Raw genomic sequence first — 23,545 nt, forward strand, 5'->3', positions numbered from 1 at the left:
CCGAGTTCCCGATGTTGGCGTTGATCTTCACCTTGAAGCCGCGCCCGATGATCATCGGCTCCAGCTCGGGGTGGTTGATGTTGGCCGGGATGATGGCGCGCCCCCGCGCCACCTCGTCGCGCACGAAGGTCGGGTCCATCCCCTCCCGCACGGCGATGAACGCCATCTCCGGCGTGGTCTCGCCCCGGCGCGCGTAGTGCATCTGCGTGACGGGGCCGTTTCCCCGCCTGGTCTCGCGGACGAGGGTCGAGGGCAGTACCGCGGCGGCGTCCCGCGGCCCGCGGACGACGGTGGCGGAGCGCCCGGTCGAACGCACGTCGCGGGCCTGGATCCACGCTTCGCGCAGGAGCGGCAGGCCTCCGCGCACATCGCACCCGCCCGGACCGCTCGTGTCGTAGACCCGCAGCGGCGGCTCGCCGCCGGAGAGCGCGATCTCCCGCATGGGGACGCGAAGGCCGCCGGGGCCATCCACGAAGACCCGCGTGGAGTTGGGGAAGGCGCCTTCGTACGGAACCGGCCGACTGGGGTCGAGGGCGGGGTCCGGCGCGAGGGCGGGGTCCGGCGCGAGGGCAGGGTCGGGCTCGATCATGACGGGTGTCGTTCTCCCCGGCACACCCGCGTCGTCGCCGGATGGGGGACGGTCGACGCCGGGCGGGAGGTTACCCCGCGCGGGCCGCGCTCCCTACGCCGGTATGAGCCGGATCAGGTTCATGGGGTACGCTCTCAATCCCGCACAAGCGGGATGCCCCCGGCGACCGCCGGGAAAGATAGGGGTCACCGGCCCGTCGCGCCCGCCGCGCGCAGGGCCCGGACGATCAACTCCCCCATCCGCGCCGTCGACACCGCCGCCGGGCCGCCATCGGCGTGGAGGTCGGCCGTTCCGTATCCGTCTTCGAGCACCCGGTTGACGGCCGATTGCACGGCGCCCGCCTCCTCCGGCAACGCGAAGGTGAGTTCGAGCATCATGGCGACGGAGAGGATCGCGCCGATGGGGTTGGCGATCCCCCGCCCCGCGATGTCGGGCGCCGCGCCGTGGACCGGCTCATAGAGACCGGTGTCGCCGCCCACGCTCGCCGACGGCAGCATGCCCAGGCTCCCGACGAGCACGGCCGCCTCGTCGCTCAGGATGTCGCCGAACATGTTGCTGGTCAGCAGGACATCGAACTGCCGCGGGTCTTGGATCAACTGCATCGCGCAATTGTCCACGAGCATGCTGGAGAACTCGACGTCCGGATAATCGCGGGCGACCTCCTCGGCGATCCGGCGCCAGAAGATCGACGACTCCAGGACATTCGCCTTGTCGATCGACGTCACTTTCCTCCGCCGCGTGCGCGCTAATTCGAACGCCGACACGGAGATCCGCCGGACCTCCTCCTCTGCGTAGGTCTCGGTGTCGAAGGCGACGCCGTCCTCGATGCCGCGTGGACGCCCGTAGTAGATGCCGCCGAGCAGTTCGCGGACGACGACGAGGTCCACGCCGCGGACGCGCTCGGGACGGAGAGGGGACCGGCCCACGAGCGCCTCGGGCACGGAGACGGGGCGGATGTTCGCATGGTTTCCAAGCAGGCGCCGCAGATCCAGCAGCCCCCGGGAGGCGTCGACCTCCGTCCCATCCACCGAGCGCACCGCGAGTCCAACGGCTCCGACGAGGACGGCGTCGACCTCAACGGCGAGCGCGCGGGTTTCCTCCGGCAAGGGATCCCCGAACCGCTCGAGCGCGCCGTCACCGATCGGGGCTTCGATGATGTCGAACCGGTGGCCGTAGATCCCGCCGACGGCTTCCAGCACGCGCCGCGCCTCGAGAAGGACTTCGGGGCCGATCCCATCGCCGGGCAGGAAAAGGATGCGTCCGTCCATGCCGCTGGAGGCGCTAGCCGAAGCCTCCGCCGAATCGCTCGACGAACGTGCGCTCGCGGTCGGTGAGTGCGGACCATCCCGCGGCCTTGAGCTTGTCGGCGATGCGCTCGTACTCGGCCCGGTTCACGGGATGAAGGGCGCCCGGCTCGATGCGCCCCCACTTCACGTTCAACTCCCGCTCTCCCATGCGGACGCCGGGACTCTCGGCCTTCTTGCGAAACTGCGCCGCCGCGGAGCGCGTGGCCCGCAGCCTCAGAAAGAGCCAGCCGCCGAGGAAGCCGCCCAGGTGCGCGAAGTGCGCCACGCCCCCGCCGGCGCCGCCCAGCCCCAGCCACAGCGAGAGGACCGTCAACCCGATCACGAGGTGGCGCACCTGCACCGGGACGACCATCCAGAGCAGCACGCGGTCGCGGGGCCAGTATTTCGCGTAGCCGAAGAGCACGCCGTAGACGGCCGCCGATGCGCCGACCATCGGCACGTGGAGACCGCCCTGCGACATCGCGAGCAGGGTCCACAGGATGTGAACCAGGGCCCCCGCGAACCCCGCGGTGAGATAGAGCTTGAGAAAGCTCTTCGATCCCAGGAGCATCTCGAGCTTCCGCCCGAAGAAGAAGAGCGCGAGCATGTTGAAGAGGATGTGGGACAGGCCGCCCAGGTCGTGCAGGAACTGGTAGGTGAGCAGCGTCCAGGGTTTGGTCAGGACCTGTGCGGGGACGAGCCACAGCTCCCGGAACAGGGCCGGATTGCCGCGCGTGAGCACGTACATGAGGATGTTGACGAGCAGCAACTGGCCGACGACCCGGGTCATGCGTGCGTCCCCTCCGTCATCTTCGCCGTCATCTCGTCGGTCATCTTCGTGAACTGGCCGGCGAGCGCGGGACCGACCCCGGCATCTTCGTGCTTGAAGAAGGCGTAGATCCGGTCCCATCCGGAGGCGCGCAGTCGCTCGGCCCAGGCCTCCAGCTCTTCCGTCGAGTACGCGCTTCGGCGCAGCCGGAGGTAGGTCCAATCCGCCGTCTCGACGAGCGGCGCGTCGTCCCCATCATCCGTTTCGGCGAGGCAAAGGGCGGAGTTCCGGGCCCGGAGGATGTCGAACACCGCCTCGTCGAACCACGAGGCGTGCCGGAACTCGAAGGCGGAGGTACCGGGGTTCGGAAGCTGGTCCACGAAACGCGCGAGCCGTTCATCGTCCCGCTTGAAGTTGGGCGGAAGCTGGTAAAGGATGACGCCCGCGCGATCCGCCATCACCGACGCCGTCTGCACGAGATACTCCGTTTCCTCCTCCGCGTTCTGCAACCGCTTGAAGTGCGTGATGCGGCGCGAAGCCTTGAGCGCGAAGCGGAATCCATCGGGCACCGCGTCCGCCCAGTTCTCGAGCACGCTCTCGCGCGGCATGCGGTAGAAGGTGTTGTTGATCTCGACGGCCCGAAGCCGGCGGCCGTAGAAGGACAACATCTCCTTGTTGGGGAGATCCTCCGGGTAGAAGCTGCCCTTCCACGCGGGGTAGCTGTAGCCGCTCGTGCCGATCCAGACCTGCATGGGCCGGATGATACGGTCCTGCCGTCGGCGGGCCAACGCACCCGGGAGGCGCCCGCATGGTACATTGGCCGCCGGCTGTTTCCAGTGGCGAAGCGACTTGCGAGAAACGAGGGAACGGATCGTGCCGAGCGGGACGCCCGCCGCCGGCCTCGTGCGCGTCACGCTGCCCGCCGCGCTGACGGAGTTCACGGGCGGGCGCTCCACGGTCGCTGTCCCCGGCGCGCCCGCCCCGGTCAGCGACATCCTGGCCGGCCTCGGCGCCGCCCACCCCGGCGCCCGCGACCGCCTGATCACGGACCGGGGCTGCCTGCGGCCTCACGTGAACATCTTCGTGGACGGCGAGAACATCCGCTTCCTGAGCGGCCTGGACACGCCCGTGCCTAACGGCGCCGAAGTCGTCGTCCTCCCCGCCGTAAGCGGCGGCTGACCGCAAGCCACGGACGACTTGGACGGCCGCGCACGGAAGCAATTGAACGGCAGCCGATGCGGGGACCGGCGGCTAGGCAGTCCCACGTGACCGGGACACCCACCTGCGGCGCCCCTTCGGTGTCCAGCCCCACACGTTGAACGGGCACTCTTGGGGGAGGAAGTCGATGTCCAAATCCCTCCCGACCATCGAGCGAACTGCTGCGTAGAGACCGCGCTTGTGAGATGTTCCTCGCGGATCGCGCGTGGTCCGGTTGAAGCGATACGTGACCGCGCCGAGAAGTACATCCGCCAACTGATGACAACGGCTGTCCCGTGGATCGCTCGGCCGCACGCGTGTCAGCTCGAGAGGGACTCGAAACTCAGATCGCAGCCCTCCGGCGACGGTGGTCTCCAGAACCTCCGTGCTGAACTCGTACTGATCCGTCGTGGCGCCAATCACCAATCGAAATCCGCCCGGGTCCGTTACGGCGAGTGCAAGGCTCTTCCTGAGGAAGAAGTAGCAAAACTTGTAGAATCCCTGTTCGGCGGTCGCCGCGCCGCTGGGCGGGTGCTTGAGTGGATACGTCGCAGTGTCAACAACCATCGCGCGAAAATCGAGGTTGAGATGATCGAACTGCGCTGCAAAATCGCAGTACCGGTCCAGTTCTCGGCGTGAACACGACTTCCAACTCAAGGAACGCTCCCCAAGGCCGCGCTCATCGCAGAATTCAGCGAGTACGACTTCAGCTCGAGCCATCGCGCGTGTCGATCCGATCAAGGCACCGAAGCCCAGAAAGCGTTCTCCGGTAGCACTCTCATCGGCATATACCGTGTACTCCCGCCCCACCAACCTTACCTCACGCTCCAGCAACTCGGGTCAGACGGACCTGAGACCGCCCGACACGTCCGCCAATAACTGGGCAGGAACTCGCCGAAACTGCATCGACCCTCCTAGCCCACGCCGCAACCGCCGAACTCGGCTTTGACGTCGCGATCACTCTCGAGGGAGACGTCTCCCCCGAGGCCCGTGCGGCGATCAACGCCGCTCTCGCCAACATCTCTCCCGACCTTAGGTCGACCTAACTCCACCCCCAAACCACCGACGAATCAACCCGCGTAGACCAGCCACTCCTCCCCCTTCGGCTCCGTCCCCTTCAATCGCCTCCTCGTTCCGTCCCGCTTCCCGTCGCACCTGCTCGAATTCGCCTCTTGTTCTTTCCATGATCCACCGAAGCAGGTCATTGAATTGCTTCTTCAACTCCTCCAGGTCACTACCGTCATACTCAATAGTGCGTCTCGAACTGAGGGGGCCGAAGTCGGCAACAAATTCCCATCGGCTGGCATCCTTCCGACATTCGCCGTTGACTTCGACATTCACGGCCGTCTCTGTTGTCAAGAAATCACTCACTATGTATTCGAATCTTCCGCGTATGTACTGCACCTCCATGGGAATCGGGAACTCGTCAACCTCGAGATCCTCCCACAAATGCGTGAACAGTTTCCCGTCGTCCCCCTGGCCTGCCACCTCCCCATATGCCTTGATCACTTTGGCGAAGACATCTGGGGTGAAGGCGGTGAGTTTTTTCACGCAGTACCTTCTGAGGGGGAGCATGACTGTGTCGAAGTATGTCCTGCCGTCAAACGGCGTGTTCTCACCGGCCTCACGGCGCACAGTCTGCCTAAAGATCTCGATTTCCTTGTCGATGTCGTGGGGATCTTCTATGGATTCTCCGCGTGCGGCTCGGAGATGTAGGTTGAGCGAATACTTACAGGAAGATGCAATGAATTCTATGAATTGCGAGAGAGTGTTGGCTTGAGCAGCGTGTTCAATCTCTTGAATGTACCGATCTCGGTTCGTCGTTTCGATGATAGCCACGGTATATCCGTGTCGGATGAGGATCATATTCATCAGGAGGCGCGCCAAGCGGCCGTTTCCGTCATCGAACGGATGAATCCGCACGAATCGGTAGTGGAACGTGGCTGCGACCACAATCGGATGCTCGCCGGAATCTTCTTGGTCTCGATACCAGTCGATGAGATCCTGCATCTCCGCAGCCACCTGCTCAGGCGGCGTGTAATAGTGGATCTCTCCGGTGCTCGTTCGAACGTTGTTGGGGGCAGTCTTGTATTGACCCACGGAAATGAGGCGTTTCGTGCGTCGCCCGTCCGGCGTCAGCGCTTCCATTTCGTATGGTTCGCGAAGGAGCACTTCGTGAAGTCGGCGGATGAAAACGCCGTTCAACGCGTCGCCGCGCTTGACGGCATCCTCGATCGTCTTGAAGGCAGCGTCGTGACCTTCAATATCGAGATGGTCGCGGAGTGGTTTTCCGTGAGCCGTGAGACCGTGAAGAATGAGGCTCCGCGTTTCGCCCAACGTGAGGATATTGCCCTCGATGGCGTTAGAGTGGTAGTTGGAGTCCAGCCTGATCTTCTGCGCAACGCGGGCCGTAACCTCCGGGGGCAGGGGTCGGAGCCGGTCCAAATCGGCCCTGAGAGCGTCGATGGTGGCGATGACGTCGCCGGTCATTTCTCCTCGCTTTCGGCGTCGGCGTAACGTTGACGTGATAGGAGCCGGTGCCTCGCTGGCGGCGAGACCCGCCCCGCCCTCACCCATGATCGCGGTGCGGCGTTACGGATTCCCGAAAATAGCCTCGTTGCGCCCTCGAATGCGACACGGCAAAGAATGTGACAGCATCGTTTGATCGGGATCCGATACGCAGGGTAGCGGTTTCGAGACGGCGGGACCGGTATCGTCCGCATGATGGGGGACGAAGGGGGTGTTCCTGATACGGGCGGGCGGGCGCGGTTGTGAGCGGCACCGACATCGCGATGCGCCCCGCCGTGAGCTGCGGCTGATCTTCTGAGCTTCAGGCGTCGGTGTCGAGCAGGACCTTGCCGAACGACTGGTTGGACTCGACGTAGCGGTGGGCCTCGGCGGCCTCGGCGAGGGGGAAGACGCGGTCGATGACGGGGCGGAGGTGGGAGGGGTCGCCCTCCGGCGCCGTGAAGCCGGGGAGGAAGCGGGTCGCGAACATGTCCGTGAGGGTCGCCTTCTCCGCCTTCGAGCGGGCGCGGAGGACGGTGCCGACGACGGTCGCGCGCTTCCCCATCAGCGTGCGGAGGTTGGCCTCGACCTTCATGCCGCCCATGACGCCGACGATGACGAGGCGGCCGAGGGTGGCGAGGCTCGCCATGTTCGCCTCCCAGTAGGGGGCGCCGACGGTGTCGAGGATGACGTCGGCGCCGGCCCGGTCGGTGTGGCGGGCGACCTCGTCGGCGAAGGAGCCGGCCCGGCGGTCGACGGCGAGGTCGCACGGCAGTCCGGCTTCGCGGATGCGGTCGAGCTTGGCCGCCGACGCCGTGGCGATGATCGCGCCCGCCCCGCTCGCGCGCGCAAGCTGAAGCGCGGCCGTTCCCACGCCGCCGCCGGCCGTGTGCACGAGCACGGTGTCGCCGGGGCACAGACGGCCACGCTCGATGAGGGCGTCGGCCGCGGTGAGGAAGACCTCCGGGATCGCCCCCGCCTCGGTCCAGCTCAGCGTCGGCGGGACGGGCAGGAGCTGCCCGGCCGGCACCGCCACGCGCTCGCCGTATCCGCCGCCGCCCAGAATGCCCATCACGCAGTCGCCCTCGGACCAGCCGACGACGCCGGCCCCGACCGCCTCGATTTCGCCGGCGAACTCGAGTCCCGGGATGTCCGGTGGAGCACCCGCCGGTGCCGGATAGCGGCCCATCCGCTGCAGGAGATCGGCCCGGTTGATCCCCGCACAACGCACGCGCACCCGCACCTCGCCCGCCCCCGCGACCGGGTCCTCCCGTTCCACGAGTTCGAGAACCTCCGGGCCGCCGGGCTCCCGGACGCGGATCGCCCTCATACGCCGTGCCCTCCTTTGCGCGGCGGCCGACCGGTGGCGGCCGAAGGGGCCGTCTCCGCCGCGGCAGCGTCGTCCGCCGAAGCGCTCGCCCCGAAGGCGCGCCGCGCCGCCTCCAGCCGCTCGGGCGTCCCGATGTCGTACCACGCCGCCCCCGTCGCGTCGAACACCCCGACGTGCTCACCATCTCCGATCCAGTCCATGTACGAATCCATGATCGAGAAGACGCCTCCTTCCGCGTGGCGTTCGAACACGCGCGGCGAGATCGCGTGGATGCCGCAGAAGCCGCACTCCCGCGCTTCATCCGCGCCCGACGGCTCGCGCGCGACGACTTCCCACCCCTCGTCCCGGTTCGCGCGCCCGTACACGCCCCACCCGTCCACCAGGAGGGGGCGCGACGTCTCCCGCTCCGCGATCGCGAGCGTCGCCAGCCGTCCATCCCGCGCCTCCCCGTCGAGGTGCGACCGATACAGCGCGGCAAGGTCGACCTCGGTCACGACATCGCAGTTGTGGAGCAGGAAGGGTTCCCGCGCCTCGAACAGCGACCGCGCGTGGAAGAGCCCGCCGCTCGTGTCCATGGGAGCCGGCGACTCCTCGTCCTCCCGCGACACGAACACCGGGACGCCCAGCGACGACGCCTCGGCCCACGCCGCCACCTGCCCGGCCAGATAGTGCGCGTTCACGATCAGCCGGTGTGCGCCCGCCGCGACGAGGTTTCCGGCGACGCGCTCCAGCAGAGGGACGCCGCCGAAGTCGACGAGCGCCTTCGGGGTCGCGTCGGTGAGCGGCCGCAGGCGGCGTCCCCGGCCCGCCGCGAAGATCATCGCCTCCACGGGTCCGCCCCCGCCGTCCGGCTCAGACCCGCGCGGGACGGCGGGGCCAGTCCGCCGATTCCCGGTGCGTGACCTCCACGCGCACGCCGGGGAAGCGCACGCTCAGGTGCCGGCGCAGCCGCTCCGCCATGTACACCGAGCGGTGCTGCCCGCCCGTACACCCGAAACTCACGCTCAGGCTGTGGAACCCGCGCTCCAGGTAGTTCGCGATGTGCGCGTCCACAATCCCCCGCACCCGTTCCCAGAACTCCTGCGCTTCCGGCCGGGCCGCGATGAAGGCGATCGTCTCTTCATCGAGACCGGTGAGGTTGCGGTAGGCTTCCTCGCGGCCCGGGTTCGGGAGCCCGCGGCAGTCGAACACGTATCCTCCTCCATGCCCCGACGTGTCCGCCGGATATCCGCCGGGATACCGGAAGCTGGAGATCGTCACCTCCAGTCCTCCCCCGACAGCCGACGGCTCAGCCCTGCGGCCCCAGCGTTCGACGATCGCGCGCAGCGCCCCCTCGAGTTCGGGGACGTCCACGGGCAGACCCGCCTCGAGCAACCCCCGCAGGTTCTCCGCCGCGTAGGGCACGCTCTGCAGGAAGCGCGGCTTTCGCTCGAAGAATCCCCGGTAGCCGTAGGCCCCGAGCGCCTGCAGCAAACGCACGAGGACGTACCCCGGCCAGAGTTCGAGGAACTCCTCGCGCCGGGCGACCCCGTGCGATTCGATGACGCCGATGTAGTGATCGAGCAGCGCCTCCCGGTGCCGGTCCGCGAGATTCGCCTTCGAGTCGTAGAGAAGCGACGCCACGTCGTACTGCAGCGCCCCGCGCCGTCCGCCCTGGTAGTCGATGAACCAGGCTTCCGGACCCTCCGGCCCCTGCCGCACCATCACGTTGCGGGACTGGAGGTCGCGGTACAGGAACCACGGCCGGTCGCCGGCGAGCAGGTGGCGCGCGAGCCGCAAAAAGTCACGCTCCAGGTGCGCCTCGTTGAAGGGGATGTGCGCAAGCTTCAGGAAGTGGTACTTGAAGTAGTTGAGGTCCCAGAGGATGGACTGCCGGTCGAACGCCGCCCGGGGATAGGCCCGCCGGAAGTCGATCTGCTTCCCTCCCTCGACCTGGAAGCGCGGCAGGATCTCGAGCACCTGCCGGTAGAGGGGGAGGACGGCGTCGGGGAGGGCGTCGGATCCCGGCTCTCGCGCTTCCTTGATCGCGTCGAAGAGGGTCGTGTCTCCGAGATCTTCGAGGAGCCACACGCCGGACTTCTCTTCCGCGCCGTACACCTCCGGCACGGGCAGTCCGAGTTCGCGCAACGTGCGGGAGTAGGAGAGAAAGGCCCGGTTCTCCATCGGGTCGGGCCCGTGGGCGCCCACGGCGGATGCCCCGTCACCGGCGGTGAGACGCCAGTAGCTGCGGGCGGAGCCGTCCGAGGCGACGGGGCGGATGTCCACCGGCGGTTCGCCGCGCCACTCGACGAAGAGCGCCGACGCGAGGTCGACCAGCGCCTTGCCGGGACTCATCAGCCCGCCGGAATCGCGGGGCCCCTGCCCGGCCGGGCCTGAAGGGCGCCCACGAGATCCTCCAGGCGCGCGACCCCGTTCGCCGTCATGTACTCCGACATCCCCTCGTGAACCGCCACCGCCGCACCCGGATCGACGAAGGAAGCCGTCCCGATCTGGACGAGACAGGCGCCGGCGAGGACGTACTGCAACGCATCCTCCGCGTTGCGGATCCCCCCGATCCCCATGATCGGAAGCCCGCACGTCTGCCGCGCCCGCCACGTCGCGTACACTCCCATGGGGAGGATCGCGGGCCCGCTCACGCCGCCGGACCGGTTACCGATGAGCGGTTCTCGCCGCGAGATGTCGACGACCATCCCGGGGAAGGTGTTGATCGCGCTCAGGCCGTCGGCCCCCGCCTCCTCGCAGATGCGGGCGAAGTCACCCACGTCGGGGACGTTGGGCGTGAGCTTGATTACGAGCGGCCGTTCCGTGCAGCCGCGGAGCCGCGCCACGAGGTCGGCCAGCGCCCTTTCGTCGGTGCCGAACATCGTACCGCCTTTCACGTTCGGGCAGGAGACGTTGATCTCGTATCCGAGGAAGCCGTCCTCCCCGTCGAGTCCGCTCACGACGGCGGCGAAGTCCTCCGCCGAGTGCCCGACGACGTTCACGAACACCTGCGCGCGGCTGAGGTGCTCGCGCAGCCAGGGGAGTTTCTCCGCGATGAAGCCGTGCAGACCGGGGTTCTCGAGTCCGATCGCGTTGATCATTCCGCCCGGCGTCTCCGCGACGCGGTGCGGCGGGTTGCCGGGGCGCGGCTCGAGGCTCACCGCCTTCGTGACGAGCCCCCCGATCTCGTCGAGGGGGATGAGGTCCGCGTATTCCTGCCCGTAGCCGCACGTACCCGACGCCAGGAGCACGGGACTCGGGAACTCCGCCCCGAAGACGCGCTGGACGAGGCCCGGGGATGCCGCGGCCGGGGTCAGATCGCCCCCCAGTCGAGTTCCTCCGCGGGGAAGACGGAGCCCTCGATGCACGCCTTCACCCAGCGTCCGTCCGCCCCGCGCACAACGCACCCCTGGCAGGTGCCGATCCCGCAGCCCATGTGCTCCTCCACGGAGACCTGGAGCCGGCGACCGTGTTCGCGCGCGAAGGCCGCGAGCGCCCGCAGGAGCGGCGTCGGACCGCAGCCGAGGAGGAGCGCGCCGGACGCGGGATCGAGGCCCGCGGTCACCAGCCCCTTCCGGCCAGCGCTCCCGTCTTCCGTGAACAACTCCGGGTCGTGATCCGTGAGACGGGCGATGAGCGCGGGGTCGAAGACGGCTCCGGCGTCCCGTTCTCCGTAGATGAGCCGCACGCGCCGCCCGGCGGCCGCCTCGCGCGCCGCGAGGAAGATGAACGGGGCGAGCCCGACGCCGCCTGCGACGCACTCGACATCCGCGCCCTCCGTGTCGAAGGGGCGGCCCAGCGGGCCGAGGAGGAGGGCGGTCTGGCCGACCTCCAGCTTCGCGAGCGCCCGGGTGCCCTGTCCGTAGGCGCGCAGGAGGATGCCGACCTCTCCGCCGGGGCCCGTCCAGCCGACGCTGAACGGACGCGGGAGGAGCCAGGCCCCCGGCTCGTCGAGCCCCACGCCGAGCATGACGAACTGCCCGGGGAGCGAGGCAGCCGCGATGTCCGGGCAGTCGAACTCCTGCCACCAGGTATCGCGGGCCACGAGGCGCGCGAAGCGCAGCGTCGCCCGCCGGCTCACGGGCGCCGCGCGCCTCACGGCCGCACCGCCGCCGGCGCTCAGCACCCCGGCTCCGGCGCGGGAGCGTACCGGCGCAGTACGTCCTCACGGTATGCCACGATCGCCTCCGCAATCGCCCGCGCGATCACTTCCTGTCCTTCCGTGCCGTTCAGGTAGCGCTCCTCTTCATCGTTCGAGAGAAAACCGACTTCGACGATCACCGACGGCATGCGCACAAGCGCCCCCAGGAGCACCCACCACGGGCCCTGTATGACGCCGCGGTCGGGGGCCTCGCCGCGCCGGACGCTCCGGATCGAGTTCTGCACGAACCCGGCGAAGAGCCGCGACTCCGCATAATTCTCATTACGGTCCATTCCCGCGAGGATGAACTGAACGTCGGAGGGCGAACCCGGGGCGTCATCCACCTCGGGACCCCGGTTCTCCCGCAGCGCAACCTCGCGCGCCTCCTCGGAGCGGGCCTGCCCGAGGAAGATGGTCTCGAACCCGCGCGCCCGCTCGTCCGCCGCGGCGTTGGCGTGGATCGAGACGAAGAGATCCCCGGCCCGGTCCACGGCGAACTGCGACCGCACGTCGAGGTCCACGTAGACGTCCGTCTCGCGGGTCAGATAGGGCTCGAACATCTCGTGCCCTTCAAGCTCCCCGTACAGTTGTTTCGCGATCGCGAGCACGATGTCCTTCTCGTAGCTCGCGCTGCCCAGCGTTCCCGGATCCCGGCCGCCGTGCCCCGGGTCGATGATCACGCGCCACGGCGCCGTCGGGTCGACGCGGGCCGGCAACGGATCTGCCGGCGGCGGGGGGGACGGAGACGCCGGGGATGCGGCGGACGCCTCGGATCCCTCGGACACGGCGGCGACGTGCGGCGGTCCCTCCGACACCCACCGAGTGACGAACTCCGCCGGAAGCCAGAAGGCGCCGCCCTCCTCGTAGGGCGGATTCGCAAGCTGCACCGTGCGTCCTCCGTGTCGGAAGAAGGGAGACTCCGCCTCGAACGCGACCTCTTCGCCGTGGAGGCGGGCCCGAAGGAAGACGCCGTTCCACGTGACGTCCTCGACGACGCTCTCCAGGGCGAGGGCGAGATCCGCCGCATCGACCGCGGGGTAGGCCCGGTGTCGCGCGACGGCGAGACTCACGGTGCGGCCCGAGACCTCCGCCTGAACCGTCTCCGGGGGCGTCTGCGCGTCGACCGCCGCCAGGGTTCCCGAAAGCGCGGTCTGCGCAACGACGACGGCTGCCACCGCGATCCGCCCGCCCGCGCCGGCCCGGCCGCGTTTGCCGCCGGCTCCCCGTTCAACCCCCACGCGCCGCCTCCCTCTTCGCCCGCTCGGCCTCCCGCTGCATCGTCTTCCTCTTCAGGTCCTCCCGCCGGTCCCGGTGCTTCTTCCCCCGCGCCAGCCCCAGCGTGACCTTCGCGAAGCCGCGCCGAAAATGGATGTCCAGCGGCACGAGCGTCAGCCCGCTCTCCCGCGTCTTCGAGCGCAGGCGATCGATCTCCCGCCTCCTGAGCAGGAGCTTTCGCCGGCGCACCGGGTCGGGGGCGTCGATCGTCGCCTTGTCGTACGGAGGAATGTGGAGATTATGGAGCCACGCCTCCCCACCGTCGATCCGCCCGTACGAGTCCGTGAAGCTCGCCTTCCCATCCCGGAGCGACTTCACCTCCGCGCCCCGCAGCACGAGTCCCGCCTCGAACTGTTCGAGCACCTCGTAGTCGTGGCGCGCCTTCCTGTTGCGGGCGATGACCCGGACCCCATCGCGATCGCCCACGGCTCACTCCCGGGACGCCCCGCCGTCCGCGTCTCCGGCGCTCTCATCGGCCTCCGGCGCTTCGCCCGCCTCGTCGCCGGTTCCGTCTCCCGATCCATCCCCGGATCCGTCCTCCGGGTGGTCCTCCGGAGCCTCGCCGTCCGCCAGCGCCGCGCGGTAGGCCTCCTTGGACTCGGAGACGCGCGCTTCGAGGTCGGAGCGGGCCTGCCGGGCCGCGTCCTTCCCCGCCTTGATCGCCTCTCCCGCCTTCTTCTGGCGGTCGGCGACGTTCCGGCGGAAGGCCCCCACCTGCGTTTCCACCCGATCGCGCGTCCGGTCGTAGCGTTCCCCGAGCGTGTCCCGGAGGTCCGTGAGCCGCTCGCCCGTCCCTTCTCTCAACCGGCGGGCTCCCTCCTTGAGGTCGGCCTGCGTCTCGCGTCCGGATTTCGGCGCCAGGAGCAGCGCGACGCCCGCACCCACGAGGGCGCCGCAGAGGAATGCGACGACCCCGGACGCCCGGCGTTCCACGACGACGTACGGCTGTTGTTCCTGCTCCGACATGTCACTCACTCTCCTGATGGCGCCTCTGGCCAAAGCTGGCGGCCTGGCGGCTCCCGACGGCCCGGCGACCGCTGAGGACTCGGCGAACCTATCGGCCGCTTCCCTCTACAACCCGCCGGTATGCCGCCGGATCCCACTCGGGCCGCCCATCGGCGTCGGCGATGCGATGCCCGAGATGAAAGATGAGACGCGTGATGCGCGCCGTCTTGTCGTACAGAATCCGGTCCGGTTCGTCGTTGGGACCGTGATAGTCTTCGTGCGTGCCCGTGAAGAAGAAGAGAACGGGCACGCCCTTCCGCGCAAAATTGTAGTGGTCCGAGCGAAAATAGAAGTTCTCCTCCGGCCACGGGTCGTCGATCATCTCGAGCCCGAGCTCCGGGTGCTCCCGCAGCGTCTGGCGAAGTGTCGTGCCGAGCGTCGACTCGTCGGCGCCGATCGCCACGACGGTGTCGCGCCAGTTTCGTCCGATCATGTCGATGTTCAGGTTGGCGACCGTCGCCCCGAGGGGAAACAGCGGGTTTTCGGCGTACCACCCCGAGCCGAGAAGTCCGCGCTCCTCCCCGCTCACGGCCAGGAATACGAGGGAGCGGCGCGGCGGCGTTTCCAGAGATGCGTACGCCTGCGCGAGTTCGATGATCGCCGCGGTCCCGGAGGCGTCGTCATCGGCGCCGTTGTAGATGGAGTCCCCGTCGACAGGCCGCCCCACGCCCACGTGATCCATGTGGGCCGTGAAGACGACGAACTCGCCGCGGAGGTCGGGATCCGAACCCTCGATCCAGCCGATCGTGTTGAAGGCCCTCTCCTCACGGAACACGGAATGTGTACGCACCGTCGCCTCGTAGGCGTTGGTGCCCGCGCCGGAAGCGAGGGCCGCGCGCAGCGGCTCGGGGAGCGCACGCGCCCGGACGAGCGCCACCGGGGCGCCGAGTTCCTCCGGCATGCCGACGGACAGCCGCTCCCGCTCGTAGAAGCGCCGGATGCCGGCGAAGTAGTCGTCCGGCGCATCGAGCGCGAGCAGGACGGCGACCGCGCCGCCATCGAGGATACCGCGGACGGATTCGAGGCCTCGCCGAGTCTCCTCGGGCGTGACCCGCATGACCGCAACGGCGCCGGTGGGCGGGTCCGCGGCGCCGGGCGTGACGATCGCGAGCGGACCCGCGGCCTCGCCGCGGCCCCCGGGAACGGCGAGGTAGTCGGACACGTCGATCGTGCCGCCGCCCGGACCGGCGATGTCGAGCAGTTGCCGGCCGGGGGAGCCGGCTCGGGAAGCGGTCAGCGGATACTCCTGCAGATAGATGTCGCCGTCCGCCGGCTGGAGGCCAAACTCCTCGAAACGGCGGGCGATGTGCCGCGCCGCCTTGTCGAGTTCCGGGCTCGGCGTCGCCCGGCCGCGCATCGAGTCGTGCGCGAGGGCGCCGATGCGAAGCCGCAGGTCGTCCGCGGTGATCGTCGCCGCTCCGGCTTCGTTCTGCGCGGAGATTCCCGCGGGGAAGGCCGCGAGAGCCAGCAGCGGGACCCACATCGCGGCGGGCCGCGCGCCCGCCAGGGTCGGCGTGATTCCCGGCAGCTTCCTTTTCATCGGCTTTCTTCCCGGAGAGACGTTCGACCGAAGGCGAGTCCGCGACGTGTGGCGGGGCTCCGCCACGTGGAGCTAGTCTTTTCCGATGACCGAAGGCACCGCAACTCTCACCTCCGCTCTCGAAGCTTCCCGGCAGCGCCTCGACCTCGCGAGTCCGCGCGAGATCGTGGGGCTTTCGCACCTCGAACTCGTGGCGCGCCATATCGTCGAGGGGTTTCTCATCGGGCTCCACGACTCGCCGAAGCGCGGCTTCTCCGCCGAGTTCGCCGAGGATCGCCCCTACAATCACGGCGACGATCTCCGCTACCTGGACTGGAAGGCCTACGCGAGGACGGACCGCCTCTTCATCAAGCAATACGAGGAGGAGACGAACCTGCGGGCCTACCTCCTCGTCGACGTGAGCCGGTCGATGGGCTGGGTGTCGGACGAGGAGCGCTTTCCGACCAAGCTTGCCTACGCGAGGCTGCTTGCGGCCTCGCTTTCGCTGCTCCTCGTGCAGCAGGGAGACGCGACGGGGCTCATCGCCTTCGACGAGGCGCTGCGGGCGCACCTGGCGCCACGCACCACGCGCCGCCACTGGCGCCGGCTGCTGGGCGAACTCACGCGCCTCTCCGCCGATGGCCGGACCGACGCGGGCTCCGCGCTCAAGGAGATCGCGGGGCGGCTTCAGCGGCGGGGCCTCGTCGTGCTCATCTCGGACCTGCTCGTGGACCCTGAGACGACGCGGCTGTCGCTGCGCTATCTCCGGCACCGCGGCCATGAGGTGATCCTGTTCCACATCATGGACCCCGGCGAGCGGGAACTTCCCGCGGAGGGGGAGGCGATCTTCTTCGACCCCGAGACCGGCGAGGAGCTCGGCGCGAACTCCGCGGCGCTCCGAAGGCAGTACCGGGAGGCGGTCGAGGCGGCGGTCGACGGCTGGCGCAAGGAGGCGCTGCGCTGGGGGGCCGACTACGCGCTCCTCACGACGGACACGCCCCTCGGGCTCGCGCTGCGGCAGTTCATGCGCAGGCGGGCCGGCGGATGACGGGAGCTAGTGTCGTGTCCCAGGAATACGCGAGCTACCGAGAGTGCCGAGGCGCCGGATTCCGCAAGGCGCTCCGACGAGGAATGGTGGCACCATTTCGAGGAGGAGCAACGCCGCGGAGCCGGATGCATCGGCGCTCGAATAGCCGTGGTATTCCTGGGACACGACACTAGGGTGGCTTGAGCTTCCTCTACCTGTCAGCGCTGGCGCTCGGGCTGAGCGTCGTCGTGCCCCTCATCCTCCACCTGCGGCGGCGCCAGACCGACCGGCGCGTGTCCTTTCCGGCGCTCCGCTACCTGAGCCGCGCGGAAGACGCGCGCTCGAGGTCGCTCGCGGCCTCGGACCTGCTCCTGCTCGCCGTGCGGATCGGCCTCCTGATCGCGCTCGCGCTCGCCGCAGCGGGTCCGCTCATCGGGCGGGGCGGGGCCCACGACCACGAGCCGACGGACCTCGCGCTCATCGTGGACAACTCGGCGAGCGTCGGGCGGCTGGACGAGGACCGCCTCCTGTTCGAGTCGCTCGTGGAACTCGCCCGGTCGGCGCTCGCTGCGGCCCGTCCGGAAGACCGCGTGTGGCTCTTCCCCACCGTCGGGGAACCGCTCGCGGCCGGCGTCTCGGCAGGGCGCGCAGCTCCGGCGCTCGGGCAGCTCCGGCCGACGGACGGCGCGGCCGACCTGGCCGCCGCCGTGGCCCGGGCGGCCGCGGCGCTCCCTGCCGACGGCGAGCGGCGGCGAGAAATCCAGTTGCTGTCGGATCTCCAGGCTTCGGCGCTGCGGACCGCCCCGGCGGCGGCCGGCGACGCCGCCCCCCTCGTGGCCTACGCGCCGCGGCCGCCGGCCGAGCCGAACGGGGCTCTCGTCGATGTCGAACTCACCGGCGGCACGACCGCGCCGTCGGGGACGGGACACGGCGTCATCGTGCGGAGCGCGCGCAGCGGGCCGGCCGCTCCGCCGGAACCGCCGGGCGCCGCCGCGGCGGAAGCCGACATCCGCCTCGAACTCGACGGACGGCTCGCCGGCGCCGCCCGCGCCCCGTGGGGAGCGAGCGCCATCCTCGGCCTTCCCGAACTCGGTCCCGGGCTGCACGAGGGTCGGCTGGAGGTGGACCCCGCCGGCGCGCGGGCCGACGATCTGCGCTACTTCGCGATCCGGATCGTGCCTCCGCCCACGGTCCGCTTCCACGGCGACCCGACGAGCTTCGTCGGACTCGGGATCGAAACGCTCCGCGATGGAGGGCGGCTGGGAGCGGGAGGAAACGGGGCCGTCGCGGTCGTGGACGGGGATGCGAGCGTCGGCGCGCCGTGGGAGGGCGCGGGGACCGTCGTCTTCGTTCCGCCCGAGGACCCGGTGGATCTCGCGGCCTTCAACCAGGGACTGGCCTCCCTCAGGATCGCCTGGCAGGCGCGCATCGATGCGGGATCGGGCGACCTTGGACTCGCGGAGCCGGAGGCCGCGTTCTCGCTTTCGGGGGTTCGGGTCCGGCAGCGCTATCTCCTTCGCGCGACGGGCGGCGGGTCGGCCGCCGACACGGCGCTGCTCCGCACGGAAGACGGCGAGCCCTGGCTCATCCGCACGGAGTCGGATGATCGGATGGCGTTGGTCCTCGCTTCGCCGCTCACCGCCGGCGCGAGCGATCTCCCCGCGCATCCCGCCATGGTCCCCTTCCTCGAAGCGCTCCTCGTGCACTGGTCGCACCTGGCCACCTGGCCCTTCGCCGATTTCGGCGCCGGGCGGCCGCTGACCCTCCCCGAGTGGGCGAGCGAGGTCGAATCCCCCGACGGGACGGTGCGCGGCGTGGAGGGCGGAGCGCGGTTTACCCCGCTCAAGGCGGGGGTGTATGCGGTCCGGGGTACCGGGAGCGACGGGGCGGGCGCGGAGACGCACTTCGCGGCGAACGTGCCGGCGGAGGAGGCCGATCCCACGCCGATGACGCGGCGCGGCCTCGAGGAACTGTTCGCCGGCCGGCCGGTATTCACGGCAGGCCCCGACGCGAGCGCCTGGGAAGACGGTATCTTTCGAGCGCGGCGGGGCCGGGACATGGCCCCGTGGCTGATCGCGCTCGCGCTCGCGCTGATCGGGATCGAGCTGTACCTGGCGACGCCGGGCCGGTCGCGACGCCCGAGCGCGGACGGTGAAGGGAGCGAGGTGACATCGGGCGCGTCGAGCTGATTCGAACGTCGTTCCTCCAGACCGTGCGAGCCGCCGGAGTCCCGGAGGCGCTCTCGCGGCGTGGTGCCCGTGCGCTAGTCCACCCGCTCCCGGGTGCGGGACCCGCCGCGCTCGCGCTCGCGCTCGACGACCTGGCCGTCGGCGCCCCCGTCGTCCTCGTCGCCGAGACTCCCGAGCGGGCCGACGCGCTCCACGAGGACCTCCGCACGCTCGGCGCGAGCGGCGCCCGCTGTTATCCGCAGCGAGAGGCCCTCCCGTACGAAGATGCGGACCCTCACGTCGAGATCGAGGCCCAGCGCGTGGAGGCGACGGGGGCGCTCCTCGGCGGGCGCTGCCGCATCCTCACGACGACGGCCCGCGCGCTCGCCGAACGCGCGCCGATCCCCGTCGGGCCCGGCACGAGTCTCGCGCTCACGGTGCGGCGCGGGGCCGCGCACCCGCTGGCCGAACTCGGCCACCGTCTCGAGGAGATGGGCTTCGACCGCACCCACACGGTGCGTGAGGTCGGGGATTATGCGATCCGCGGCGGGATCGTGGATCTGTTCCCGTTCGGACATCCCGCGCCGCTTCGGATCGAACTATGGGGCGACGAGGTGGAGTCCGTGCGCCGCTTCGACGCACTCACACAGCGTTCGACCGAACCCCTGGAGAGCGTCGATGTCCTCCCGGTCGCGCTGCGGAGTTCGGAGACGGCGGGCGACGTCGAGCGGCGCGCCCTCGTCGAGACGCTCCCTCCGACGGCGCTCGCCCTGATCCTCGACCCGGAAGGGGGCGTCCGGGCCCGCGCACGCCTTTGGGATGAGGTCCGGGACGCCCGGAAGCGCGTCGGAGCCGGCGCGGAGCCGTCTGAGTCCCTCGTCCTCCCGCCCTCCGAGGCGGAGCAGCGGCTTGCGGCGTTCCGCCGTCTCGAATTCACGGCCCCGGAGCAGGGGGCGCCGACCGCGATCCGGCTTCCCGTCGAACCTCCGCCCGCCATAGACCGCGACATGAAGCGGCTCGTGGCGGAGATCGGTACGGCGCGGGCCCGCGGAGAACGATTCGTCGTCTTCTGCGACAACGACGGCCAGGTCGAGCGGCTGGAGGAGATCCTCACCGAACGCGGGGGCGCCGCGCTCGCCCGCGAGGTCGCCCTCGCCATCGGATCCCTCAGCGGCGGGTTCAGGGTCGGGGTCCCCGGCACCCTGCTCGTCCTCACGGATCACGAGGTGTTTCGGCGGCGGTATCGCCGCCACCGCGTCCGGCTGCGCGGCGCCGCGACCATCGAGTCCATCGCGGCCATCGAACCCGGAGACTACGTGGTTCACATGGAGCACGGGATCGGCCGCTACATGGGCCTCGAGCGCGTCGAAGTGCGCGGCGAGACGATCGAGACGATGGAGATCCGCTACGCCGACGGCGAGATCCTGAGACTCCCGCACTATCGGCTGGACCTCATCGAACGCTGGAGCGCCGCCGGCTCCGACGCCCGGCCGCCGACGGTCCACAAGCTCGGCCGGCGGAAGTGGAAGCAACTCCGGAACCGGACCGTCGCGGCGATCGAGGCCACGGCGGTCGAACTCCTCCAACTCTACGCGCGCCGCAAGATGTCGCCCGGGCGCGCCTTTCCCGCCGAGACCGCGTGGCAGCGCGAGATGGAATCCGCCTTCCTCTACGATGAGACGCCGGATCAGCTCGGCGCCTGGGAGGCCGTCCGCCGGGATCTCGAGGCGCCGGTCCCGATGGATCGCCTCGTGTGCGGGGACGTCGGCTTCGGGAAGACGGAGGTCGCGATTCGCGCGGCGTTCAAGGCGGTACAGGACGGCGCCCAGGTCGCCGTGCTCGCCCCGACCACAATCCTCGCGGACCAGCATCTCACCACCTTCCGCGAGCGCCTCGCGGGCTTCCCCGTGCACGTGGAAGGGCTGTCGCGCTTCCGCACCCCCCGTGAGCAGCGCAAAGTCGTCGCCGGGCTCCGGGCCGGGACCATCGACATCGTCATCGGCACGCACCGGCTCCTCTCCCGCGACGTCGAATTCCGCGACCTGGGCCTCCTCATCGTCGACGAGGAGCAGCGTTTCGGGGTCCGCCAGAAGGAGCGGCTGAAGGAGTACCGCGAGACGGTGGACGTCCTCACCCTCACGGCGACGCCCATCCCCCGGACCCTTCACCTTGCGCTCGGCGGGCTGCGCGACCTCTCCACGATCCGCACACCGCCGCGAAACCGCATGCCGATCATCACGCACGTGCTGTCGTGGGACGACGGGATTCTGGAGGAGGCGCTGCGGCGCGAGTTCGACCGCGGCGGCCAGGTGTTCTTCGTCCACGACCGCGTCGAGACGATCCGCGCCGTCGCGAGCCGGGTCGAGAGACTGATGCCCGAAGCGCGGGCCGCGATCGCGCACGGCCAGATGCCTGAGCGCGACCTCGAGGACGTGATGCACCGCTTCGTCCGCGGCGAGCTCGATCTCCTCATCTGCACGTCCATCATCGAGAACGGACTCGACGTCCCGTCCGCGAACACGATGATCGTCCACCGGGCCCAGAACTTCGGCCTCGCCCAGCTCTACCAGCTGCGGGGGCGGGTCGGCCGCTCGCACCGCCGGGCCTACTGCTATCTCGTCGTCCCCTCCGATGTCGCCCCGGATGCGGCGGAGCGGCTGCGGGTCCTGGAGCACCACACGGAACTGGGCTCGGGATACCAGGTCGCGCTCAAGGACCTCGAGTTGCGGGGGGCGGGGAACCTGCTGGGCGGAGAGCAGAGCGGCTTCGCGACCGCGGTGGGGATCGAGACGTGGCAGCGGCTCGTCGAGAGCACGCTCAGGCGATTGAAGGGAGAATCGTCGGACCCCGTGCCGCGCGCCCGGGTCTCCGTGGACGGAGAATCGTTCCTCCCCGATGCCTACGTCGCCGGGTCCCCGGTAAAGATGCATCTCTATCGCCGTCTCTCACGTCTCACGAAGTGGGAAGAGGTGAAGTTGTTCCGCGCGGAACTCGAGGATCGCTTCGGTCGCCTTCCTCCCCCCGCGGCGCGTCTCATCGCGGCGGGGGAACTCCGGATTCTCGGGGCGGCGATCGGCGCGGACTGGATCCGGGCCTCCGACGACGACGCCCGAATCTCGTTCGAAGCGACGGCCTCGCCGCAGCTCAGGCTCCTCACGAACGCGCTCGCGGACCGCCAGTTGCACGTTGAAGTACGGCGGCTCGAACCGTTATCGTTGGTCCTGCGACGGGCGGGAACCGAGCCCCTCCTGCCGATGCTGGTCGAAGCCCTGGGGATCCTGGCGGCGCCGGGGCGCGCGGAGGCGAGGGAAACGAGAACTGCGGTGACCGCGGGAGGAGTCTAGCGTGATCGATATCAATCCTGGAACGAAGTCCGTGCGGGCCGGAGCCTGTCTGCTCACGGCGGCCCTCACCCTCATCGCCCCGCTCTCCGGGCTTCAGGAGAACGAGCCCGCGGCGCCCGACACCGTGCCGACGACGGAGTTTCCCCCCGGTGTGGAGACGCTGGACCGGATCGTGGCCGTGGTGGGCGACACGGCGATCCTCATGTCGGATTTACAGATCACGCTCTACCAGTTGCAGGGGGCCGGCGCTCGGGTCCCGCCCGAGGGCTCGGAGCTCTGGAAGGCCTTCGCCGACGATGTGCTCGAGGCGATGATCGACGACCTCATTTATCTCCAGGAGGCGAAGAACGCGGGGATCACGGTGCCCGAGGGCCGCGTCACACAGATGTCGGACGAGATCTTCGCAGAAAGGCGATCCCGGTTCTCGTCCGATGATGAGATGATGCTGGCGGTGGAGGAGACGGGCATGAACATGCTCCAGTTCCGCCAGATGCTCCGCTCCCAGGCTCATGCCGAGGGGCTGCGCCAGGCCTACCGGTACGAACTCGAGCAGCGCACGGACCTGCCGCCGGTCATCGTCAGCGAGGAGGAGGTCGAGGCCGCGTTCGAGGAGTTCGCGCAGAACCAGCCGCCCCGCCCCGCGCTCGTCTCGTTCAACCGGCTCGTGGTCACGCCGCTGCCGAGCGGCGAGGCGCGGGACAGCGTCCTGGCGCGCACGATCCGCGTTCAGAACGACTTCGCGAACGACGAAGAGGAGTTCTCCGTCCTCGCCCGCCGCCATTCCGACGATGAAGGGACCAGGGAGCAGGGCGGCGAGTTGGGCTGGATGAGCCGCGATCTGCTCGTGAAGCCGTTCGGCGACGCCGCGTGGACGACGCGCCCCGGCCAGACGGTGGGTCCGGTGCAGACGCAGTTCGGACTCCACTTCATCAAGATCGAGCGCCAGCGGGGGGCGGAGCGTTTTCTGCGTCACATCCTCCTGCGACCCGAGATCAAGGATGAAGACATCGAGGAAGCCCGGACGCTCGCGATTCAGATCGCGGACAGCCTGCGGGCGGGCTCCGACCCGGAGCGACTCGTGGCCCTGTTCCGCGGACAGGTGGCGGATGAGGCGATCCGCTTCGACGACGTCTCGCTCGCGAGTCTCGTCAGCCAGTTCACGGGCGCGGGCGGTGAGTCCGGACTCACCGCCCCGACGGAGGGGATGGTGTACGGGCCGCTGCCGATGGAGCGTGGCGGGCCCACCGAGTTCGGGCTCGTCCATGTCCTGACGTTCCGTCCCGAAGGCCCGATCGAGATCGGCGACGTGCGGGATCAGATCCGGCAGAGCCTCCGCACTCGCAAGCAGATCGACATCATTCTCCAGGAGGTGCGTGCCAACACCTACATCGATGTGAGATTCTGA

At 69.5% G+C, this 23,545-nt stretch carries 20 protein-coding genes and 1 riboswitch; of the genes, 5 read left to right on the forward strand and 15 right to left on the reverse strand.

The features are described from left to right. The 4 genes from RN729_RS02010 to RN729_RS02025 all read right to left on the reverse strand — a co-directional run. Window positions 1–442 (reverse strand): phosphomethylpyrimidine synthase ThiC (locus RN729_RS02010; RefSeq protein ID WP_343218885.1); only part of this gene is annotated, 442 nt, incomplete at its 3' end. Window positions 443–661: 219 nt separating this feature from the next. Further along, window positions 662–760: riboswitch (TPP riboswitch) on the reverse strand. 14 nt (window positions 761–774) lie between these two features. Next, window positions 775–1,857 (reverse strand): 3-isopropylmalate dehydrogenase, encoded by a 1,083-nt coding sequence (gene leuB, locus RN729_RS02015; RefSeq protein ID WP_310781961.1) that lies wholly within the window; start codon window positions 1,855–1,857, stop codon window positions 775–777. Window positions 1,858–1,870: 13 nt separating this feature from the next. Continuing rightward, on the reverse strand, window positions 1,871–2,665 hold the full coding sequence (locus RN729_RS02020; RefSeq protein WP_310781962.1) for a rhomboid family intramembrane serine protease: 795 nt from the start codon (window positions 2,663–2,665) through the stop codon (window positions 1,871–1,873). Next, on the reverse strand, window positions 2,662–3,396 hold the full coding sequence (locus tag RN729_RS02025; RefSeq protein ID WP_310781963.1) for a DUF72 domain-containing protein: 735 nt from the start codon (window positions 3,394–3,396) through the stop codon (window positions 2,662–2,664). The genes RN729_RS02020 and RN729_RS02025 overlap by 4 nt, the downstream gene beginning before the upstream one ends. 97 nt (window positions 3,397–3,493) lie before the next feature. Between RN729_RS02025 and RN729_RS02030 the strand changes: the two genes are divergently transcribed. After that, window positions 3,494–3,823: a ubiquitin-like small modifier protein 1 gene (locus RN729_RS02030; protein WP_310781964.1), complete on the forward strand. Its 330-nt coding sequence runs from the start codon at window positions 3,494–3,496 to the stop codon at window positions 3,821–3,823. A gap of 72 nt (window positions 3,824–3,895) precedes the next feature. Here the strand turns inward: RN729_RS02030 and RN729_RS02035 are convergent, their stop codons facing one another. The 11 genes from RN729_RS02035 to RN729_RS02085 form a co-directional block, all read right to left on the reverse strand. Next, window positions 3,896–4,675, reverse strand: a complete 780-nt coding sequence (locus tag RN729_RS02035) for a hypothetical protein (RefSeq protein ID WP_310781965.1) — start codon at window positions 4,673–4,675, stop codon at window positions 3,896–3,898. Between the two features lie 198 nt (window positions 4,676–4,873). Continuing rightward, the gene (locus RN729_RS02040) at window positions 4,874–6,331 is read right to left on the reverse strand and encodes a Fic family protein (RefSeq protein WP_310781966.1); all 1,458 of its coding nucleotides are present in this window, start codon (window positions 6,329–6,331) and stop codon (window positions 4,874–4,876) included. Between the two features lie 340 nt (window positions 6,332–6,671). Continuing rightward, on the reverse strand, window positions 6,672–7,679 hold the full coding sequence (locus RN729_RS02045; protein WP_310781967.1) for an NAD(P)H-quinone oxidoreductase: 1,008 nt from the start codon (window positions 7,677–7,679) through the stop codon (window positions 6,672–6,674). Beyond that, window positions 7,676–8,500, reverse strand: a complete 825-nt coding sequence (locus RN729_RS02050) for a sugar phosphate nucleotidyltransferase (RefSeq protein ID WP_310782006.1) — start codon at window positions 8,498–8,500, stop codon at window positions 7,676–7,678. Before RN729_RS02050 ends, RN729_RS02045 begins: the two co-directional genes overlap by 4 nt. 31 nt (window positions 8,501–8,531) lie before the next feature. After that, window positions 8,532–10,013 carry an RNase adapter RapZ gene (locus tag RN729_RS02055; protein ID WP_310781968.1) on the reverse strand — a complete coding sequence of 494 codons (1,482 nt, stop codon included), beginning with the start codon at window positions 10,011–10,013 and terminating at the stop codon, window positions 8,532–8,534. Continuing rightward, the gene (locus tag RN729_RS02060; RefSeq protein WP_310781969.1) at window positions 10,013–11,029 is read right to left on the reverse strand and encodes a dihydroorotate dehydrogenase; all 1,017 of its coding nucleotides are present in this window, start codon (window positions 11,027–11,029) and stop codon (window positions 10,013–10,015) included. Before RN729_RS02060 ends, RN729_RS02055 begins: the two co-directional genes overlap by 1 nt. Beyond that, window positions 10,975–11,760 carry a hypothetical protein gene (locus RN729_RS02065; protein ID WP_310781970.1) on the reverse strand — a complete coding sequence of 262 codons (786 nt, stop codon included), beginning with the start codon at window positions 11,758–11,760 and terminating at the stop codon, window positions 10,975–10,977. Before RN729_RS02065 ends, RN729_RS02060 begins: the two co-directional genes overlap by 55 nt. Before the next feature lie 20 nt (window positions 11,761–11,780). Further along, window positions 11,781–13,040 (reverse strand): N-acetylmuramoyl-L-alanine amidase, encoded by a 1,260-nt coding sequence (locus RN729_RS02070; RefSeq protein ID WP_310781971.1) that lies wholly within the window; start codon window positions 13,038–13,040, stop codon window positions 11,781–11,783. Next, a complete protein-coding gene (gene smpB / locus RN729_RS02075) occupies window positions 13,030–13,503 on the reverse strand; it encodes an SsrA-binding protein SmpB (protein ID WP_310781972.1) in 474 nt (157 codons plus the stop codon). The genes RN729_RS02070 and smpB overlap by 11 nt, the downstream gene beginning before the upstream one ends. A gap of 3 nt (window positions 13,504–13,506) precedes the next feature. Beyond that, on the reverse strand, window positions 13,507–14,043 hold the full coding sequence (locus RN729_RS02080) for a YtxH domain-containing protein (protein ID WP_310781973.1): 537 nt from the start codon (window positions 14,041–14,043) through the stop codon (window positions 13,507–13,509). An 88-nt stretch (window positions 14,044–14,131) separates the two neighbouring features. After that, a complete protein-coding gene (locus RN729_RS02085; RefSeq protein ID WP_310781974.1) occupies window positions 14,132–15,622 on the reverse strand; it encodes a M28 family peptidase in 1,491 nt (496 codons plus the stop codon). 85 nt (window positions 15,623–15,707) lie between these two features. On the opposite strand from RN729_RS02085, the gene RN729_RS02090 reads away from it, so the two are divergent. The 4 genes from RN729_RS02090 to RN729_RS02105 all read left to right on the forward strand — a co-directional run bounded on the left by RN729_RS02090 (window position 15,708) and on the right by RN729_RS02105 (window position 23,545). After that, entirely contained in the window at window positions 15,708–16,649 is a 942-nt protein-coding gene (locus tag RN729_RS02090; RefSeq protein WP_310781975.1) for a DUF58 domain-containing protein, read from the forward strand. A gap of 179 nt (window positions 16,650–16,828) precedes the next feature. Next, the gene (locus RN729_RS02095) at window positions 16,829–18,817 is read left to right on the forward strand and encodes a BatA domain-containing protein (RefSeq protein ID WP_310781976.1); all 1,989 of its coding nucleotides are present in this window, start codon (window positions 16,829–16,831) and stop codon (window positions 18,815–18,817) included. A gap of 23 nt (window positions 18,818–18,840) precedes the next feature. Next, on the forward strand, window positions 18,841–22,140 hold the full coding sequence (gene mfd, locus RN729_RS02100; RefSeq protein WP_310781977.1) for a transcription-repair coupling factor: 3,300 nt from the start codon (window positions 18,841–18,843) through the stop codon (window positions 22,138–22,140). Window position 22,141: 1 nt separating this feature from the next. Then, the gene (locus RN729_RS02105) at window positions 22,142–23,545 is read left to right on the forward strand and encodes a peptidylprolyl isomerase (protein ID WP_310781978.1); all 1,404 of its coding nucleotides are present in this window, start codon (window positions 22,142–22,144) and stop codon (window positions 23,543–23,545) included.

The organism is Candidatus Palauibacter polyketidifaciens (assembly GCF_947581785.1).
GTDB classification, from domain to species: domain Bacteria; phylum Gemmatimonadota; class Gemmatimonadetes; order Palauibacterales; family Palauibacteraceae; genus Palauibacter; species Palauibacter polyketidifaciens.

Excerpts from the sequence above, each read along its gene's own strand:
- leuB (WP_310781961.1), bottom strand. The coding sequence starts at position 1,857 with ATGGACGGACGCATCCTTTTCCTGCCCGGCGATGGGATCGGCCCCGAA.
- RN729_RS02020 (WP_310781962.1), bottom strand. The coding sequence starts at position 2,665 with ATGACCCGGGTCGTCGGCCAGTTGCTGCTCGTCAACATCCTCATGTAC.
- RN729_RS02025 (WP_310781963.1), bottom strand. The coding sequence starts at position 3,396 with ATGCAGGTCTGGATCGGCACGAGCGGCTACAGCTACCCCGCGTGGAAG.
- RN729_RS02040 (WP_310781966.1), bottom strand. The coding sequence starts at position 6,331 with ATGACCGGCGACGTCATCGCCACCATCGACGCTCTCAGGGCCGATTTG.
- RN729_RS02045 (WP_310781967.1), bottom strand. The coding sequence starts at position 7,679 with ATGAGGGCGATCCGCGTCCGGGAGCCCGGCGGCCCGGAGGTTCTCGAA.
- RN729_RS02050 (WP_310782006.1), bottom strand. The coding sequence starts at position 8,500 with ATGATCTTCGCGGCGGGCCGGGGACGCCGCCTGCGGCCGCTCACCGAC.
- RN729_RS02055 (WP_310781968.1), bottom strand. The coding sequence starts at position 10,013 with ATGAGTCCCGGCAAGGCGCTGGTCGACCTCGCGTCGGCGCTCTTCGTC.
- RN729_RS02080 (WP_310781973.1), bottom strand. The coding sequence starts at position 14,043 with ATGTCGGAGCAGGAACAACAGCCGTACGTCGTCGTGGAACGCCGGGCG.
- RN729_RS02085 (WP_310781974.1), bottom strand. The coding sequence starts at position 15,622 with ATGAAAAGGAAGCTGCCGGGAATCACGCCGACCCTGGCGGGCGCGCGG.
- RN729_RS02090 (WP_310781975.1), top strand. The coding sequence starts at position 15,708 with ATGACCGAAGGCACCGCAACTCTCACCTCCGCTCTCGAAGCTTCCCGG.